The following is a 16,799-nucleotide window of genomic DNA, read 5'->3' as shown; positions in this document are numbered from 1 at the left end:
TGGGGTGCTCCGTCGGTTCAGTTCATGGTGAAGCCGCCGTTGACGGCGACCACCTGTCCGGTGAGATAGCGGGATTCCTCGCTCAGCAGGAAGGAGACGAGGCCCGTGAGGTCGTCGGGCCGCTGCGCGCGGGAGATCGCACGGCCCGCGCGGTAGAGGCCGTGGCGTTCGGCCGGGACGTTCTCGGTGGCCTCGCACTCGGTGAGGCCGGGCGCCACCGCGTTGACGGTGATGCCCCTGTCGCCCAGCTCGCGCGCCATGGCCCGGGTCAGCGCGATCACGGCGCCCTTGGAGGCGATGTAGTGCGCGAGCCGAGGGGAGCCGTACAGGGCCGCGTCCGAGGCGATGTTGACGATCCGGCCGGGCGGGTGGAAGAGCGGATGGAGGGCCTTCGCGACCAGCCAGGGGCCGCGGGCGTTGACCGCCATCAGCCGGTCCCACACCGCCACGTCGATGTCCTGGAACTCGACTCCGCCGACGCCGTTGGCCAGCGCCGCGTTGTTCACCAGGCCGTACAGCGGGCCCAGTTCCCGTACGGCCGCGGCGAGTCCCTCCACCGACGCGGGATCGGCGACGTCGCAGCGGACGAAGTGGGCGTCGAGGCCCTCCTCGCGCAGCCGCCCGGCGGCGGCTTCGCCCCGTGCCGGGTCCAGCTCGGCGAGGACGACGCGGAAGCCGTCCGCGCCGGCCCGGCGGGCCATGGCCAGTCCCAGGCCACGGCCCGCCCCGGTGACGACGACCGTACGGACGCCGGCGCGCCGGTCAGTCACGGGTGACACCGTGCATCGGCGAGTGCTCGGGGTACGTGGGCACCTGCGGCTTCCGGGTGCCGATGACGACGCAGAACAGCGCGTCCTTGTCGCCCTCGTTCTTCAGCGAGCGGGCCACACCCGCCGGGACGACGATCATGTCCCGGTAGCCGAGCGTGCGGTACTCCGCCTCGTCCTCGCCGCGGTGGATGCCGACCCGGACCTCGCCCTCCAGGACGAAGAAGGCCTCCTCGACGTCGTGGTGGGTGTGCTCGGGGCCCTCGGCACCGGGCGGCAGCAGCATGTTGGAGAAGGTGAACCCGCCGGACGGGATGATCCGGTTGTCGCCGTCGTGGTTGCCGGTCGCACCGGAGCCGACGTAGCGGATCTGGGCCCGGCGGTACTGGTCGCCGGCCTTCGCCTGGAAGGCGAGCGTGTTCCAGTCGGGCTCGCGGGAGTCCTTCGTCGCGATGAGCGAGTCGGTGTACGCGGCGAGGTCGCCGCCGTTGTCGTAGGCGGTGGTGGTGAGTGGCATGCCGTGCTCCTTCGTGGACGTGCGTGTACGGGAGGTGTGCGTACGGGAGGTGTTCATTCGGGGATGCGGGCGGTGATGCGGAGGTGGGAGAGGACCCAGGCGTTGAAGTGCTCCGGCTGCTCCTGGTTGGCCAGGTGACCGGCGTCCTTGACGATCACGTAGGCGGTTCTGCGGACGGCGCCGGCGATGGCCTGGGACGCCTCGACGCCGGTGACCTCGTCCTGGTCGCCGCAGAGGACGAGCGTGGGCGCGGTGACCGAGGACAGCTCGTCGCGCAGATCGGTGGCGGCCATCGACTCCGCGGCGTAGCCGTAGCCAGGGAGCCGGACCGCGCCCGCCATGGTGTCGGTGACCCGCCGCACCAGTTCGGCGGGGGCCCCGGCGGACACCAGCCGGGGCGCGCGCAGCTCCGCGAAGGCGCGCGGCCCCAGCGAGGCCAGCTCGTCGGCCCGGGCCCGCATGGCGGCGGCCTTCGCCGGATCCGTCCCGGATCCGGGGCTGGAGTCGGCGACGATCAGCGACTCGACGAGTTCCGGGTGGCGGACCGCCAGACGGAGGGCGATCACACCGCCCCAGGAGACGCCCAGGACATGGGCGCTCCCGCCGCGTTCGCGGATCACCCCGGCCGCCGCGTCGGCGAAGCCGTCGAGCGTCAGCGGGGCTTCGGGGTCCGCGGACCCGGCGTATCCGGGGGCGTCCCAGGCGACAACCCGTGCGTACCGGCCGAGTTCGGCGAGCTGCGGCGCGAACGCGGCCGACGAGGAGCCGATTCCGTGCAGGCACAGCAGCAGCGGTCCCCGTTCGCCCGCCTCCTCCAGATGCGGTGCGGGCGTCACAGGATCTGCCCGCCGCGCCCGGCGAGCGCGGCGAGGCTGCGCAGCACCGCGTAGGGCACGACCCGGCTGGTCGCCGGATTGTCCGGGTCCGGGAGGTGCGCCACCTCGAACCGGTAGGCACCGAGCGGGCCTGACGCCTCGACGACGTGCCGTGTGCGGTGGGCGCCGGGGTCGGCCACGACACGGACCCGTACGGCGTCCAGGTCGCCGACGGCCAGGGCCACCGACGCGGCCACGTTCGTCGACCGGGGGAACTTCACGGGTATCTCGCGTGCCGTGCCCGCCATGACCTCGACCGGTCCGGTCGCCGTCCGCAGCCGGGACAGCAGTTCCTCGTCCATCCAGGGCTGTTCGAGCGTGGACGGCAGCTTGGTGGTGGTGAGCCGCACCTCGTCCAGCGGCCCCACGGCACGTACGGCCTGCAGGAGGTCGAGGCCGCCGACCGCGCCGCCGGTGAAGTACACCCGCCCGGGGCCGGTGTTCAGCAGCCGCTTGGCCAGTTCCTCGTCGGTCAGTGCCCCGGTCGACGCGACCAGCAGGTCCGTCCCGGAGGCGAGGACGCGCTCGCCCCACTCCCGTACGACTCCCTGGCCGGCCGCCTCCACGATCAGGTCGCAGCGCTCCAGGGCCTCCTCGAAGGCGACCTGCGGGGCGGGCGCGGCGTCGCCGAGCGGACGGTTGTCGACGATGCACACCAGCTCGGCGCCGGGCACCTCCCGCCGGGCGAGGGCCGTGCCGACGACGCGGCCGATGGCGCCCCAGCCGACGAGTCCGGCCTTGCGTACGGCGCTCATGCCTGAACCTCCACGGGAGCTGGGGAAGAGAGAGGACCGGGATCGGGAGAGCCGGCCATGTGACAGCGGATCTCCTGGGACGGCGGGCCCGCCGTCCCCCACAGGTCGGACAGTTCGGGCACGCGTCGCCACACCCGGGCGATCCACCGGTCCTCGACGACCTGCGCGACCTCGGAGGTGTACTCGCACACGAGCCCGGACGGGTCGGTGAAGTAGGAGAAGGTGTTGTTGCCCGGGCCGTGCCGGCCGGGCCCCCACTGCGGGGTGATGCCGTGGTGGCGCAGCCGGCCAAGGCCTCGCATGAAGTGGTCGACGGAGGTCATCTCGTACGCCACGTGGTTGAGCGAGGCCCACTCCGCCTGGTTGAAGGCGATGCAGTGGTGGTCGGCGTTGCAGCGCAGGAACGCCATGCGGTGCTCGGACCAGTCGGAGACGCGCAGCCCGAGGACGTCGCAGTAGAAGGCGACGGACGCGTCGATGTCGGTGGTGTTGAGCACCGCGTGGGTGACGCCGACGGGCACCGCGGCCTCACGGCCGCGCGGCGGCACGGCCTCGACCTGGGCGCTGATCTCGATCAGCCGGTGCTCGGGGTCGGTGAACCGCAGGCCGTACCCGCCGCCCGCCTGCTCCAGCGGCGCCGGCCCGAAGACCGGGACGATGCCGCGGGCGGTCAGCCTGCGCGCCGCCTCGTCGACCTCGGCGGGTGTGGCCACGGCGAACGCGATCCGGCCGAGACCCACGCGGTCGGCCCCGGTCAGGTGCAGTACGTGGTGCTCGTCGCCGGTGCCGCGCAGCCAGTGGGCGCCGTGGCCGGACTCGACGGTCTCCAGGCCCCAGACCTCCTGGTAGAAGTCGGCGGCCCGGGTGAGGGCGGGCGTGTGCAGCTCGACGTAGCGCAGGGAACGCAGCCGGGCGACGGGACCGGGTGGCGGTTGGTGCATGAGTGTCTCCAGACAGGGGTGCGCGGGAGTGTCTCCGGACAGGAGTGCGCGGGTCAGTCGGCCCAGGGGAGCGGGGCCGCGGAGGTGCCCCAGTACAGGGACTTCTGGCGCTGGTAGGCGCGGATGGCGTCGCGGCCCTTCTCCGTGCCCAGTCCGCTGTCCTTGCGGCCGCTGAACGGGGTGGAGGCGCTGAACTGCTTGTACGTGTTGATCCAGACGGTGCCGGCGTCGATACGGCGGGCCAGGCGCCATGCGGCGCGGTGGTCGCGCGTCCAGATCCCGCAGGCCAGCCCGTAGACCGTGCCGTTGGCCCGGCGTACGAGGTCGTCCTCGTCGTCGTAGGGCAGGGCGGCGAGCACCGGGCCGAAGATCTCCTCCTGGCAGGTCCGCGCGGAGTTCGGGAGGCCGTCCAGGACGGTGGGCAGGTAGTACGCGCCGGCCCGGTACTCCTCGCCGTCCGGCGCGGCTCCGCCGCACAGCACCCGCGCGCCCTCGGAGCGCGCCAGGTCGACATGGGCGGCGACGGCGTCCCGGTGGTCGCGGTGCACGAGCGGCCCGACCTGGGTCCCGGGGTCGGTACCCGGGCCGACGCGCAGCTTGCGGACCCGCTCGATCAGTTCGCCGGTGAAGTCGTCGTAGATCTCGCGGGCCACGAACAGCCGGGAACCGGCGATGCAGGACTGGCCGCTGGAGGAGAAGATCCCGAACATCACCCCGGCCAGCGCCTGTTCGACGTCGGCGTCGGCCCGGACGATCGTCGGTGACTTGCCGCCCAGCTCCAGCGAGGCGGGAATCAGCTTGCGTGCGGCGGCGGTGGCGATGGACCGGCCCGTCGCCGTGCCGCCGGTGAACCCGACACGGCCGACGAGCGGATGCCGGACGACGGCGTCACCGACGGTCCGGCCGCTGCCGGGAAGCACGGACAACAGCGCGGTGGGCAGGGCGAGTTCCTCCAGCGCCCGGGTGACGATGCGTCCGAGGGCGAGGGAGACGAGGGGTGTCCAGAGGGCGGGCTTGAGCAGGACGGCGTTGCCGGCCGCGAGGGCGGGGGCGATCTTCTGCGCGTCGCTGGCGATCGGGGAGTTCCAGGGGTTGATCGCGCCGACGACGCCGATCGGCTCGTACACGCTCATCGTGACGTACTCGCCGCGGGAGGGGGTGATCGTCTCCTCCGCAGTCTCCAGCGCGGCCCCGGTGTAGCGGAAGGTCCCGGCCGCGCTCAGCGCGAGTGCGCGGGTCTCGCCGAGGGTCTTGCCGGTGTCGGCGGTCTGGATCGCCGAGAGTTCGCCGGCGGCGTCCTCGACCAGCTCCGCGATGCGGTACAGCAGCCGCGCACGCTGGTGGGGGAGCAGATCCCGCCACGCCGGGTCGACGGCGGCGCGGGCTCCGGCCTCGGCGGCCTCGCCGACCTCGTCGGCCGTCACGGCGTGGACGGTGGCGAGCACCCGGCCGGTCGCCGGATCGACGCTCTCGAACGGTGCGCCCGCGCCGCGTCGCCACTGGCCGGCGATCAGGGCGTCGGTGGGGAAGTGCGGCACGGCTGAACCTCCAGGCAGGGGACGGGCGATGGGAACTGCGACGGCTTTGTCGAAGTGCTAGAAATCTAAGCGTTTAAATTTATTCGCGCAAGGGGGCCGCGGGATCGGATCTGGCTCGATCGTCACGCTGAGGCGACGATCTCAATATCTAGCCACTTAACTATTGACCGCTTAGGTGGCTGAATCTACTGTCTCCGGAACTTCTCTGTTCGCGGAAGGAACCCCTTCATGACGACTGTGGCCGGCACGCCTGCCATCGGCTCGATAGCCGCCCGGCTCGAGCGGCTCCCGCACTCACGCTGGCACGTCAAGGTGCGCGTGCTGATCGGCGCCGTGACGTTCTTCGAGGCGTTCGACCAGCTGCTGGCCGCCTCCGCGCTCCCCGTACTGATGAAGGAGTGGCGGCTGACGACGGGGCAGGCCACCTTCGCCGTCACGGCCGCCTCCGTCGGCATGCTCCTGGGCGCCCTGGGCGCCGGCTGGCTGGGCGACCGGATCGGCCGGGTGCGGACCGTCGCCCTCGGGGTCGCCGTGACCGCCCTCGCCAGCCTGGCCGTCGCCCTGTCCGGCGGCATCGAGACCTTCGCGCTGTTCCGCTTCGTCCAGGGACTGGGTATCGGCGGGGTCGTCCCCGTCGCCGCCACGTACATCAACGAGATCGCACGCTCCGACCGCCGCGGCCGCTTCGTGCTGCTCTACGAGATGATCTTCCCGGCGGGTCTGGCCACGGCCACGCTGGTCGCCGTCTGGGTGGTGCCCAACCTGGGCTGGCGCGCGATGTTCGTCATCGGTGCGCTCCCGGTCGTGCTCGCGGCGATGCTGCCCCGGCACGTCGCCGAGTCCCCCCGCTGGCTGCTGGCCCGGGGACGGACGGCGGAGGCCGAGCAGGTCATCGCGCGGATCGAGGCACAGGTGGCCGCCGCCACGCACGAACCGCTGCCGGCCCCGGTGCCCGCCCCCGCCCAGGAGCGCTCGCAGGGGCGCCTGCGGGACCTGTTCACCGGCCGCTATCTGCGTCGTACCGCCGTGCTCTCGGCGCTGTGGTTCGTCGCGTACTACGTGAACCACGGCATCTCCACCTGGCTGCCGTCGCTCTACACCAAACACTTCGGCCTGGACCTGACGACCGCTCTCGTCTACACCCTGCTCAGCAATGTCACCGGGCTGCTCGGCACGCTGATCGTCGCCCTGCTGATCGACCGCGTGGGCCGGCGCCCCGCCCTGGTGGCCGCCCTCGGCGGCACCATGGTCTCGCTCACCGTGCTCGCCCTGGCCGGGGCGACCTCGGGCGTGCAGGTCGCCGTGTTCGCGTCCTGTACGACGTTCTTCCTCTACGCGATCAACGCCGGGCTCTACCTGTACTCGCCCGAGCTGTACCCGACGTACAACCGCGCCAAGGGCGCCGCCTTCGGCGGGGTCTGGAACCGGATCGGTGTGATCCTCGGTCCGGTCGCGCTCGGCGCGATCATCGGCTCGGGCGGCAGCCTGGCGGTGGTCTTCGCCCAGTTCGCCGCCGTGGCCGCGGTGGGCGCCGTCGTGGCGCTGTGCGCCGTCGAGACGAAGGGCAGGACGCTGGAGGAGCTCAACTCCTGAGGAGCCCGCACCGTCCGCCCCCGCTCGTCCTCGCGGACCTCCCCGCGCCCGGCTCGCTTTCCGCCCCGAATCACTTCAGGGATAGGATTTTCAGGGGCGTGAGACATTCGCGCCCCTGCAGTGACCGCGCTGAGGGACGGGGACGGGCATGGCTGAGCGGAGGGCGACGGTGCGGCCGGACGCCGTGGCGATGGCCATCGAGGCCTGGGGACGGGAGCGGCCCGAACTGGACACCAGCCCGCTGGAGGTCCTCGGCAGGCTGCACCGCTCGTTCCTGCGCTACAGCACCAGGCTCACCGCCTCCATCGAACGCCACGGCCTCTCGGTCGCCGGTTTCGACGTGCTGACCGCGCTGCGCCGGTCCGGGGAGCCCTACCGGCTGACCGCGGGGCAGCTCGCGGACTCGGGGCTGGTGTCGTCGGCGGGGGTGACCCTGCGGATCGACCGGCTGGAGAAGGACGGGCTGATCGTCCGCGAGCGCGACGCCGACGACCGGCGCGTCGTCTACTCGCGGCTCACCCCCGAAGGGCTCGCCAAGGTCGACACGGTGTTCGCCGAGCACCTGGACAACGAGCGGCGGATGCTCGGCGAACTCTCGCCGTCCGAGTGCCGCCAACTGGCCCGGCTGCTGCGCAAGCTGGAGACGTCGATCCTCGCCTCGGACGAGGAAGCCCCGCGATAGAGCCGCCGCGGCCGTAGCAGGACCCCGCCCCGCAGGCCGTGCAAGTGCCCCTGGGCCAGGCGCACATGAGGGGCGGCCGCCGTCGCGACCGCCCCTCACGTGCTCCACACCCGGTGAGGCCTCCCCCCGGAAGGCCTCACCGGGGAAGGGCTCACCAGGCCTTGCCGTCAGGCCTTCTTGCGTAGCAGATCCTCGACCTTGCCGCAGATCTCGTCCGTCGCGAGGCCCCGTATCGTCAGCGTCGTACGGCGGCGCAGCACGTCGTCCGCCGTCTCGGCCCACTCGTGGTCGCGTGCGTACACGACCTGGGCCCAGATCTCCGGAGCGTCCGGGTGGATCCGCTGGGCCAGCGCGGCATCGTCGTTCGCCAGCCGCGCGATGTCGAAGGCCAGCGAGCCGTAGTGCGTGGCCAGGTGCCGGGCGGTGTCCGCGGCCATGCGGGGCCCGGGCGCCGGTGCGTCCACCAGCAACCGGTGGGCGACGGCACGGGGGTTGGCGATGCCCGGCAGCGGGACCCTCTTCGGCAGCTGCGAGATCGGCTCCATGTCGTCGGCGAGCGGCCGGCCCGGCAGCTCGGCCAGCTTGTTGATCACCGTTCGGCCGATGTGGCGGAACGTCGTCCACTTCCCGCCGGCCACCGACAGCATGCCGCCGCGGCCCTCGGTGACCACGGTCTCCCGCTTGGCCTGCGAGGTGTCTCCGGGACCGCCCGGCAGCACCCGCAGCCCGGCGAAGGAGTAGGTGATGAGATCGCGCGACAGCTGCTGGTCGCGGATGGAGAAGGCGGCCTCGTCGAGGATCTGGGCGATGTCCTTCTCGTTGACCGCGACATCCGCCGGGTCACCCTCGAACACCTCGTCGGTCGTGCCGAGCAGCAGCATGTCCTCCCACGGGAGGGCGAAGGTGATGCGGTACTTGTCGATCGGGGTGGCCAGGGCGGCCTTCCACGGGGAGGTGCGCTTGAGCACCAGGTGCGCGCCCTTGGACAGCCGGATGGAGGGCGCCGCGTTCGGGTCCTCCATCTTCCGCAGGTGGTCCACCCACGGTCCGGTCGCGTTCAGCACCAGCCGGGCGTCGACACCGAACTCGGTGCCGTCGGTACGGTCCTTCAGGTCCGCGCCCGTGACCCGGCCCCTGGTGAGACGAAGTCCGGTGACCTCGGCGTGGTTGAGGACGACCGCCCCCGCCTCGAGGGACGCGCGGACCGCCATCAGCGCCATCCGGGCGTCGTTCATCTGGTCGTCGCCGTACACGGCCACGGCCTTCAGGTTCTCCGTACGCAGCTCGGGGACGTCGCGCTGCGCCTTCGACGGGGAGATGACGTGGCCGACGCCGTCGCCGAACGCGGAGAGCGCCGAGTAGGCGAAGACGCCCGCGCCGAGCTTGGCCGCGCCGTGCGGTCCGCCCTTGTAGACCGGCAGATAGAAGGTCAGCGGGTTGGACAGGTGGGGAGCCACCTCACGGGAGAGCGCACGGCGCTCGAAGTGGTTCTCCGCCACCAGCTTCACCGCGCCGGTCTGCAGGTAGCGCAGACCGCCGTGGAGGAGCTTCGAGGAGGCGGAGGAGGTGGCGCCGGCGAAGTCGCCGGCGTCCACCAGGGCCACCCGCAGCCCGGCCTGCGCGGCGTGCCAGGCGGTGGAGATGCCCAGGATGCCGCCGCCGATCACCAGGAGGTCATACGTCGCCTTGGCAAGCTGCTCCCGCGTTTCGGCGCGGCTCGGCAGGGAACCCGAGGCCGGGTGCGTCCCCAGGGCGGGGACGCTCTGCAGGGTGGTCATTCGAATAGCTCCTCGTCAGCTGTCGTCGTGCTCGATCCAGCCCATGGTCCGCTCGACGGCCTTGAGCCAGCTCTTGTACTCGGTGTCGCGCTGGGCAGCGTCCATGTGGGGTGTCCACTCCGCGGCCCGGCGCCAGTTGGCGCGCAGCGCGTCGGTGTCGGGCCAGAAGCCGACGGCCAGGCCGGCGGCGTAGGCGGCCCCGAGGCAGGTCGTCTCGGCGACCATGGGACGCACCACGGGTACGTCCAGGAAGTCCGAGAGGGTCTGCATCAGCAGGTTGTTGGAGGTCATTCCGCCGTCGACCTTCAGAGCGGTCACCTCGACGCCGGAGTCCTTCGTCATGGCGTCGGTGATCTCGCGGGTCTGCCAGGCGGTGGCCTCCAGTACGGCGCGCGCGATGTGCGCCTTGGTGACGTACCGGGTGAGACCGGCGATCACACCACGGGCGTCGGAGCGCCAGTACGGTGCGAACAGCCCGGAGAAGGCGGGCACGATGTAGGCGCCGCCGTTGTCCTCGACGGACGCGGCGAGCGTCTCGATCTCGGGCGCGGAGTTGATGAGCCCCATCTGGTCGCGCATCCACTGGACGAGCGCGCCGGTGACGGCGATGGAGCCCTCCAGCGAGTACACCGGAGCCTGGTCGCCGATCTTGTAGCCGACGGTGGTGATCAGCCCCGAGTACGAGTTGATGATCTTGTCGCCGGTGTTCATCAGCAGGAAGGTGCCGGTGCCGTACGTGGACTTCGCCTCACCCTCGGCGAAACACGTCTGGCCGAACAGCGCGGCCTGCTGGTCACCGAGCGCGGAGGCGACCGGCACACCCGCCAGCAGGCCCTCCTTGACCTCTCCGTACACCTCGGCGGAGGAGCGGATCTCGGGGAGGACCTCCATCGGCACCTCCATGGACTGGGCGATCTTCTCGTCCCACTTCATGGTGTGCAGGTTCATCAGCATGGTGCGCGACGCGTTGGTGACGTCGGTGACGTGGCGTCCGCCGTCGACACCGCCGGTCAGGTTCCAGATGACCCAGGAGTCCATGGTCCCGAAGAGGATGTCGCCGCGCTCGGCGCGCTCGCGCAGGCCCTCGATGTTGTCGAGCATCCAGCGGACCTTCGGGCCGGAGAAGTAGCTCGCCAGCGGCAGGCCGGTCTCACGGCGGAAGCGGTCCTGGCCGACGTTGCGCCCCAGCTCCCGGCAGAGCGCGTCGGTGCGGGTGTCCTGCCAGACGATGGCGTTGTGGACGGGCTCACCGGTGTTCTTGTCCCAGAGCAGAGTGGTCTCGCGCTGGTTGGTGATGCCGATGGCCTTGACGTCGGCGGCGGTGATGCCGCCCTTCTCGAGGGCGCCGGCGACGACCTCCTGGACATTGGTCCAGATCTCGGCGGCGTTGTGCTCGACCCAGCCCGGCTTCGGGAAGATCTGCTCGTGCTCCTTCTGGTCGACCGAGACGATCCGGCCGTCCTTGTCGAAGACGATGCAGCGGGAGGAAGTGGTGCCCTGGTCGATGGCCGCGATGAACGGGCCGGCGGTGTGTGCGTCGGTCACGGTGTGCTCCTGGAGATCTGAGGGAAGGACGTACGGCTCAGGCGAACGCGATCTGGTAGATACCCGCGGCGATGGCCGAGCCGATCAGCGGTCCCACGACGGGGATCCACGCGTACCCCCAGTCGGAGCCACCCTTGTTGCGCATCGGGAGCAGCGCGTGCACGATGCGCGGGCCCAGGTCGCGGGCCGGGTTGATGGCGTAGCCGGTCGGGCCGCCGAGCGAGAAGCCGATGGCGACCACCACGAAGGCGACGATCAGTCCGCCGAGCGTGCCGAGGCCCTTGCCGCTGTCGTTGAGGCCCATCGTGAGGACCGCGAGGACGAGCACGATGGTGCCGATGATCTCGGTGACGAGGTTCTGCCAGACGACCCGGACCTCCGGACCGGTGGAGAAGATGCCGAGCACCGGGCCGGCCTTCGGGGCGGACCTCTCGTCGACCAGACCCTCCTCGAGCGGCGGCGGAACGACTTCCGGGTCGGCGAGATGTGCCTTGAACTGGCCGTAGTAGGTGAGCCAGGCCAGGAAGGCACCGAGCATGGCACCGATGATCTGGCCCGCGAAGTAGACGGGGACGTTGCTCCAGTCCCCGCTGGTGATCGCGATGCCGAGCGTGACCGCCGGGTTGAGATGCGCGCCGGACAGGGGGCCGGAGATGTAGACCGCGGTCATGACCGCGAAGCCCCATCCGAACGCGATGGCGACCCAGCCGGCGCCCTGCGCCTTGGAGCGCTTCAGTACGACGGCGGCGACGACGCCGGCGCCGAGCAGGATGAGAACGGCGGTACCAATGATCTCGCCGATGAAGATGTCGGAGCTGGACACCCGCGACTCCTTTGTCCTTCGTCCAGGGGAAGGCGAACCAACGGGTCCCTCCGTGGTCCGCGCCCTCGGGGGTGAGAGCGATACCGGCCCTTGGCGTTGCCACACTCTAGCGCTTATTGCCGGTAGGTGTTCGACAATGCCGACCGATGAACGGCAGTTTTGCCCTCGGGTTAACACGGCGTCAAGGGTTGTGTGGCGGAAAACCGTTTCGTTATCGATGGTGCGCCCGAACGCGCGGAACCGCCCGCCGTGCGGCACGGCGGCCACCGCCCGGTACGGCCGTCACGGGCCGGACCGGGTCTGCCGGGAGGCGGCGTCAGAAGCGCCCGGCGCCCAGGTCCCGGGAGACCGCGCGGGCGCAGTCCCGTACCGCCGCGATCAGCTCGGACCGCAGCTCCTCGCCGTCGCAGACCCGCTCCACGGCGCCCGTGATGGCGATCGCGCCGAGCGGCATGCGGCGCCGGTCGTGGATGGGCGCGGCCACCGCCGCGACGCCCTCCCAGGTCTCCTCCACGTCGGCGGCCCATCCCCGCGCACGGGTCAGGTCCAGCACGCGTTCGAAGTCCTTGAGCCCGGTCACCGTGCGCGGGGTGAACGCCTCGCGGTCGGCCTCCAGGGCCTCGCTGTGGGCCACCGGGTCGTACGCCGACAGCACCTTGCCCAGCGCCGTGGAGTGCAGCGGCTGCATCGCGCCCACCTCCAGCACCTGCCGGCTGTCGTCTGGCCGGAAGACGTGGTGGACGATCAGGACGCCCTGCTGGTGCAGCACGCCCAGGTGGACGCTCTCGCCGCTGGAGCGGGCCAGGTCGTCCGTCCAGACCAGCGCACGGGCCCGCAGCTCGTGGACGTCCAGATAGCTGTTCCCCAGCCGCAGCAGCTCCGCGCCCAGCTGGTAGCGCCCCGACGCGGGGTCCTGCTCGACGAAGCCCTCGGCCTGGAGGGTCCGCAGGATGCCGTGGGCCGTCCCCTTGGCCAGCTCCAGGGAGGAGGCGATGTCGGACAGGCCGAGACGGCGCTCGCCACCCGCGAGCAGGCGCAGCATCGCAGCCGCCCGTTCCAGTGACTGGATGTTCTTCGCCATCGTTCCGGCCCTTCTCCCCAACATGGTTCGACAATGCTGAACAGTATCGGCCCATGCCGAATTCGTGTTACTGCCGGAACAGTGTGTCAAGACCATCCGCACTTGGTCATCACCAGGGACACACGGCGTCCACCCCCTGGACCGGCACACCGCGCTGGGACGTGCCCGGCTACGCTGGCGGCGTGCGCCTTCCACGGGAAGCCGCAAAGCCGACAGCCGTCGCACTCCAGGGAGCACATCCATGGCCTCGTTGCCGACCCCTTCCGCCGACAGCCCGACGTCCACCGGCGGCGGTACGTCCGCCGAGAGCCGGAGCCGGATCCGCGCCGACGCCCTGCGTCAGGCGCTCGCCACCCGTGTGGTGGTGGCCGACGGTGCCATGGGCACCATGCTCCAGGCACAGGACCCCACCCTCGACGACTTCGAGAACCTCGAGGGCTGCAACGAGATCCTCAACGTCACCCGGCCGGACATCGTCCGGTCCGTCCATTCCGCGTACTTCGAGGTCGGTGTCGACTGCGTCGAGACCAACACCTTCGGAGCGAACCTCGCCGCGCTCGGTGAGTACGACATCCCCGAGCGGGTCCACGAACTGTCCGAGGCCGGCGCCCGTATCGCCCGCGAGGTCGCCGACGAGTTCACCGCGGCCACCGGACAGCAGCGCTGGGTGCTCGGCTCCATGGGTCCCGGCACCAAGCTGCCCACCCTCGGGCACGCCCCGTACACCGCGCTCCGCGACGCCTACCAGCAGAACGCCGAGGGGATGATCGCGGGCGGCGCCGACGCGCTGCTCGTCGAGACCACCCAGGACCTCCTGCAGACCAAGGCCGCCGTCCTCGGCGCCCGCCGCGCCCTGGACGCCACCGGGATCTCCCTGCCGCTGATCGTCTCCGTGACCGTGGAGACCACGGGCACCATGCTGCTCGGCTCCGAGATCGGCGCGGCCCTCACGGCGCTCGAGCCGCTGGGCATCGACATGATCGGCCTGAACTGCGCCACCGGCCCGGCCGAGATGAGCGAGCACCTGAGGTACCTCGCCCGCCACTCGCGGATCCCGCTGTCCTGCATGCCCAACGCCGGTCTGCCCGTCCTCGGCAAGGACGGCGCCCACTACCCGCTGACCGCGCCCGAGCTCGCCGACGCGCAGGAGACGTTCGTGCGTGAGTACGGGCTCTCCCTGATCGGCGGCTGCTGCGGTACGACCCCCGAGCATCTGCGCCAGGTCGTCGAGCGCGTCCGTGACCTCGTCCCGACCCCGCGCGAGCCCCGCCCGGAGCCCGGCGCCGCCTCGCTCTACCAGACGGTCCCGTTCCGTCAGGACACCTCGTACCTGGCCATCGGCGAGCGGACGAACGCCAACGGGTCCAAGAAGTTCCGCGAGGCCATGCTGGACGCCCGCTGGGACGACTGTGTGGAGATGGCCCGCGACCAGATCCGCGAGGGCGCCCACATGCTCGACCTCTGCGTCGACTACGTGGGCCGGGACGGCGTCGCCGACATGGAGGAGCTGGCCGGGCGCTTCGCCACCGCCTCCACCCTCCCCATCGTGCTCGACTCCACCGAGGTCGAGGTCATCCGCGCCGGCCTGGAGAAGCTCGGCGGACGCGCCGTCATCAACTCGGTCAACTACGAGGACGGCGACGGGCCCGAGTCGCGTTTCGCGAAGGTCACCCGGCTGGCCCAGGAGCACGGCGCGGCCCTCATCGCGCTCACCATCGACGAGGAGGGCCAGGCCCGGACCGTCGAGAACAAGGTGGAGATCGCCCAGCGGCTCATCGCGGACCTCACCGGCAACTGGGGCATCCACGAGTCCGACATCCTCATCGACACCCTGACCTTCACCATCTGCACCGGCCAGGAGGAGTCCCGCAAGGACGGCATCGCCACCATCGAGGCCATCCGCGAGCTCAAGCGCCGGCACCCGGACGTCCAGACCACGCTGGGCCTGTCCAACATCTCCTTCGGTCTCAACCCCGCCGCGCGCATCCTGCTGAACTCCGTCTTCCTCGACGAGTGCGTCAAGGCCGGTCTCGACTCGGCGATCGTGCACGCCTCGAAGATCCTGCCGATCGCGCGCTTCGACGAGGAGCAGGTCACCACGGCGCTCGACCTGATCTACGACCGCCGCCGCGAGGGCTACGACCCGCTGCAGAAGCTGATGGCGCTGTTCGAGGGCGCCACCGCCAAGTCCCTGAAGGCGGGCAAGGCCGAGGAACTGGCCGCCCTGCCGCTGGACGAGCGCCTCAAGCGCCGCATCATCGACGGCGAGAAGAACGGACTGGAGAAGGACCTCGACGAGGCCCTCCAGGAGCGCCCGGCCCTCGACATCGTCAACGAGACCCTGCTGGACGGCATGAAGGTCGTCGGTGAACTGTTCGGCTCCGGTCAGATGCAGCTGCCGTTCGTCCTCCAGTCCGCCGAGGTCATGAAGTCCGCGGTGGCCTTCCTCGAGCCCCACATGGAGAAGTCCGACGCGGAGGGCAAGGGCACCATCGTGCTCGCCACGGTCCGCGGCGACGTCCACGACATCGGCAAGAACCTCGTCGACATCATCCTGTCCAACAACGGCTACAACGTGGTCAACCTGGGCATCAAGCAGCCCGTCTCCGCGATCCTCGAGGCCGCCGAGGAGCACCGGGCCGATGTCATCGGCATGTCCGGCCTCCTCGTGAAGTCCACCGTGATCATGAAGGAGAACCTGGAGGAGCTGAACCAGCGCAGGCTGGCGGCCGACTACCCGGTGATCCTCGGTGGCGCCGCGCTCACCCGCGCCTACGTCGAGCAGGACCTCCACGAGATCTACGAGGGCGAGGTCCGCTACGCCCGCGACGCGTTCGAGGGCCTGCGTCTGATGGACGCCCTGATCGCCGTCAAGCGCGGCGTCCCCGGTGCCGCGCTGCCCGAGCTCAAGCAGCGCCGGGTCAGGGCCACCGCGACCGCGGTCGTCGAGGAGCGCCCCGAGGAGCAGGGCGCCGTCCGTTCCGACGTGGCCACCGACAACCCGGTGCCCGAGCCGCCGTTCTGGGGCACGCGCGTCGTCAAGGGCATCCAGCTCAAGGAGTACGCCTCCTGGCTCGACGAGGGCGCGCTGTTCAAGGGCCAGTGGGGCCTCAAGCAGGCCCGTACCGGCGACGGACCCACGTACGAGGAGCTGGTGGAGACCGAGGGGCGTCCCCGGCTGCGCGGCTGGCTCGACCAGCTGCACACGCAGAACATGCTGGAGGCGGCCGTCGTCTACGGCTACTTCCCCTGCGTGTCCAAGGGCGACGACCTGATCCTCCTGGGCGAGGACGGCTCCGAGCGCACCCGCTTCACCTTCCCCCGCCAGCGCCGCGGCCGCAGGCTGTGCCTCGCCGACTTCTTCCGCCCCGAGGAGTCCGGCGAGCGCGATGTGGTCGGCCTCCAGGTCGTCACCGTGGGCTCGAAGATCGGCGACGCCACGGCGAAGCTCTTCGCCTCGGACTCCTACCGCGACTACCTCGAACTGCACGGTCTGTCCGTCCAGTTGGCCGAGGCGCTCGCGGAGTACTGGCACGCCCGGGTGCGCGCCGAGCTGGGCTTCGGCGGCGAGGACCCGGTGGACGTCGAGGACATGTTCGCGCTGAAGTACCGCGGCGCCCGCTTCTCCCTCGGCTACGGGGCGTGCCCCGACCTGGAGGACCGGGCCAAGATCGCGCAGCTGCTGGAGCCCGAGCGGATCGGCGTCAAGCTCTCGGAGGAGTTCCAGCTGCACCCCGAGCAGTCCACGGACGCGATCGTGATCCACCACCCGGAGGCGAAGTACTTCAACGCGCGGTGACCACGCGAAACGCGCGGTGAGCGTTCGCGCGCTTTCGCCGCGCGAGTCGTACACTGGTCGGTCCCATACAGGCCGGTCGCCCTCTTTGGCGGCCGGCCTGCGCGT

The 16,799-nt window shown here is 71.1% G+C and carries 13 protein-coding genes; 3 read left to right on the top strand and 10 right to left on the bottom strand.

The annotated features are described in order from the left end of the window. Positions 1-17: 17 nt before the first annotated feature. Genes ACIQMR_RS09215 through ACIQMR_RS09190 form a run of 6 tightly spaced genes read right to left on the bottom strand, consistent with a single transcriptional unit; the run spans position 18 to position 5,393 of the window. On the bottom strand, positions 18-770 hold the full coding sequence (locus tag ACIQMR_RS09215) for an SDR family oxidoreductase (RefSeq protein WP_401384695.1): 753 nt from the start codon (positions 768-770) through the stop codon (positions 18-20). Continuing rightward, positions 763-1,284: a cupin domain-containing protein gene (locus ACIQMR_RS09210; protein WP_401384692.1), complete on the bottom strand. Its 522-nt coding sequence runs from the start codon at positions 1,282-1,284 to the stop codon at positions 763-765. Before ACIQMR_RS09210 ends, ACIQMR_RS09215 begins: the two co-directional genes overlap by 8 nt. A gap of 53 nt (positions 1,285-1,337) precedes the next feature. After that, positions 1,338-2,120 carry an alpha/beta fold hydrolase gene (locus tag ACIQMR_RS09205; protein ID WP_401384690.1) on the bottom strand — a complete coding sequence of 261 codons (783 nt, stop codon included), beginning with the start codon at positions 2,118-2,120 and terminating at the stop codon, positions 1,338-1,340. Continuing rightward, positions 2,117-2,914: an aspartate dehydrogenase domain-containing protein gene (locus ACIQMR_RS09200; protein ID WP_401384687.1), complete on the bottom strand. Its 798-nt coding sequence runs from the start codon at positions 2,912-2,914 to the stop codon at positions 2,117-2,119. The genes ACIQMR_RS09205 and ACIQMR_RS09200 overlap by 4 nt, the downstream gene beginning before the upstream one ends. After that, positions 2,911-3,855 carry a VOC family protein gene (locus ACIQMR_RS09195; RefSeq protein WP_401384684.1) on the bottom strand — a complete coding sequence of 315 codons (945 nt, stop codon included), beginning with the start codon at positions 3,853-3,855 and terminating at the stop codon, positions 2,911-2,913. The genes ACIQMR_RS09200 and ACIQMR_RS09195 overlap by 4 nt, the downstream gene beginning before the upstream one ends. 53 nt (positions 3,856-3,908) lie before the next feature. After that, positions 3,909-5,393 carry an aldehyde dehydrogenase family protein gene (locus ACIQMR_RS09190; protein ID WP_401384682.1) on the bottom strand — a complete coding sequence of 495 codons (1,485 nt, stop codon included), beginning with the start codon at positions 5,391-5,393 and terminating at the stop codon, positions 3,909-3,911. A gap of 228 nt (positions 5,394-5,621) precedes the next feature. Between ACIQMR_RS09190 and ACIQMR_RS09185 the strand changes: the two genes are divergently transcribed. Further along, positions 5,622-6,986: an MFS transporter gene (locus ACIQMR_RS09185; protein WP_401384680.1), complete on the top strand. Its 1,365-nt coding sequence runs from the start codon at positions 5,622-5,624 to the stop codon at positions 6,984-6,986. Positions 6,987-7,134: 148 nt separating this feature from the next. Then, on the top strand, positions 7,135-7,668 hold the full coding sequence (locus ACIQMR_RS09180) for a MarR family winged helix-turn-helix transcriptional regulator (protein WP_401384677.1): 534 nt from the start codon (positions 7,135-7,137) through the stop codon (positions 7,666-7,668). A 167-nt stretch (positions 7,669-7,835) separates the two neighbouring features. Here ACIQMR_RS09180 and ACIQMR_RS09175 read toward each other — a convergent pair whose 3' ends face one another. The 4 genes from ACIQMR_RS09175 to ACIQMR_RS09160 form a co-directional block, all read right to left on the bottom strand. Further along, positions 7,836-9,446 carry an FAD-dependent oxidoreductase gene (locus ACIQMR_RS09175; protein WP_401384675.1) on the bottom strand — a complete coding sequence of 537 codons (1,611 nt, stop codon included), beginning with the start codon at positions 9,444-9,446 and terminating at the stop codon, positions 7,836-7,838. 15 nt (positions 9,447-9,461) lie between these two features. Beyond that, positions 9,462-10,991, bottom strand: coding sequence for a glycerol kinase GlpK (glpK, locus tag ACIQMR_RS09170; RefSeq protein ID WP_401384673.1), 1,530 nt, complete (start codon positions 10,989-10,991; stop codon positions 9,462-9,464). A gap of 37 nt (positions 10,992-11,028) precedes the next feature. Further along, on the bottom strand, positions 11,029-11,814 hold the full coding sequence (locus tag ACIQMR_RS09165; RefSeq protein WP_401384670.1) for an MIP/aquaporin family protein: 786 nt from the start codon (positions 11,812-11,814) through the stop codon (positions 11,029-11,031). 316 nt (positions 11,815-12,130) lie between these two features. After that, positions 12,131-12,895: an IclR family transcriptional regulator gene (locus tag ACIQMR_RS09160; protein WP_401384668.1), complete on the bottom strand. Its 765-nt coding sequence runs from the start codon at positions 12,893-12,895 to the stop codon at positions 12,131-12,133. Between the two features lie 241 nt (positions 12,896-13,136). Between ACIQMR_RS09160 and metH the strand changes: the two genes are divergently transcribed. Beyond that, entirely contained in the window at positions 13,137-16,694 is a 3,558-nt protein-coding gene (metH, locus tag ACIQMR_RS09155; protein WP_401384665.1) for a methionine synthase, read from the top strand. Positions 16,695-16,799 lie beyond the last annotated feature (105 nt).

The sequence above is a fragment of the Streptomyces sp. NPDC091376 genome, from assembly GCF_044757085.1.
In the GTDB taxonomy this organism is placed as follows: domain Bacteria; phylum Actinomycetota; class Actinomycetes; order Streptomycetales; family Streptomycetaceae; genus Streptomyces; species Streptomyces pratisoli.
Note: the sequence above shows the minus strand (reverse complement) of the source record. Positions and strands in the feature narration are given on the sequence as shown.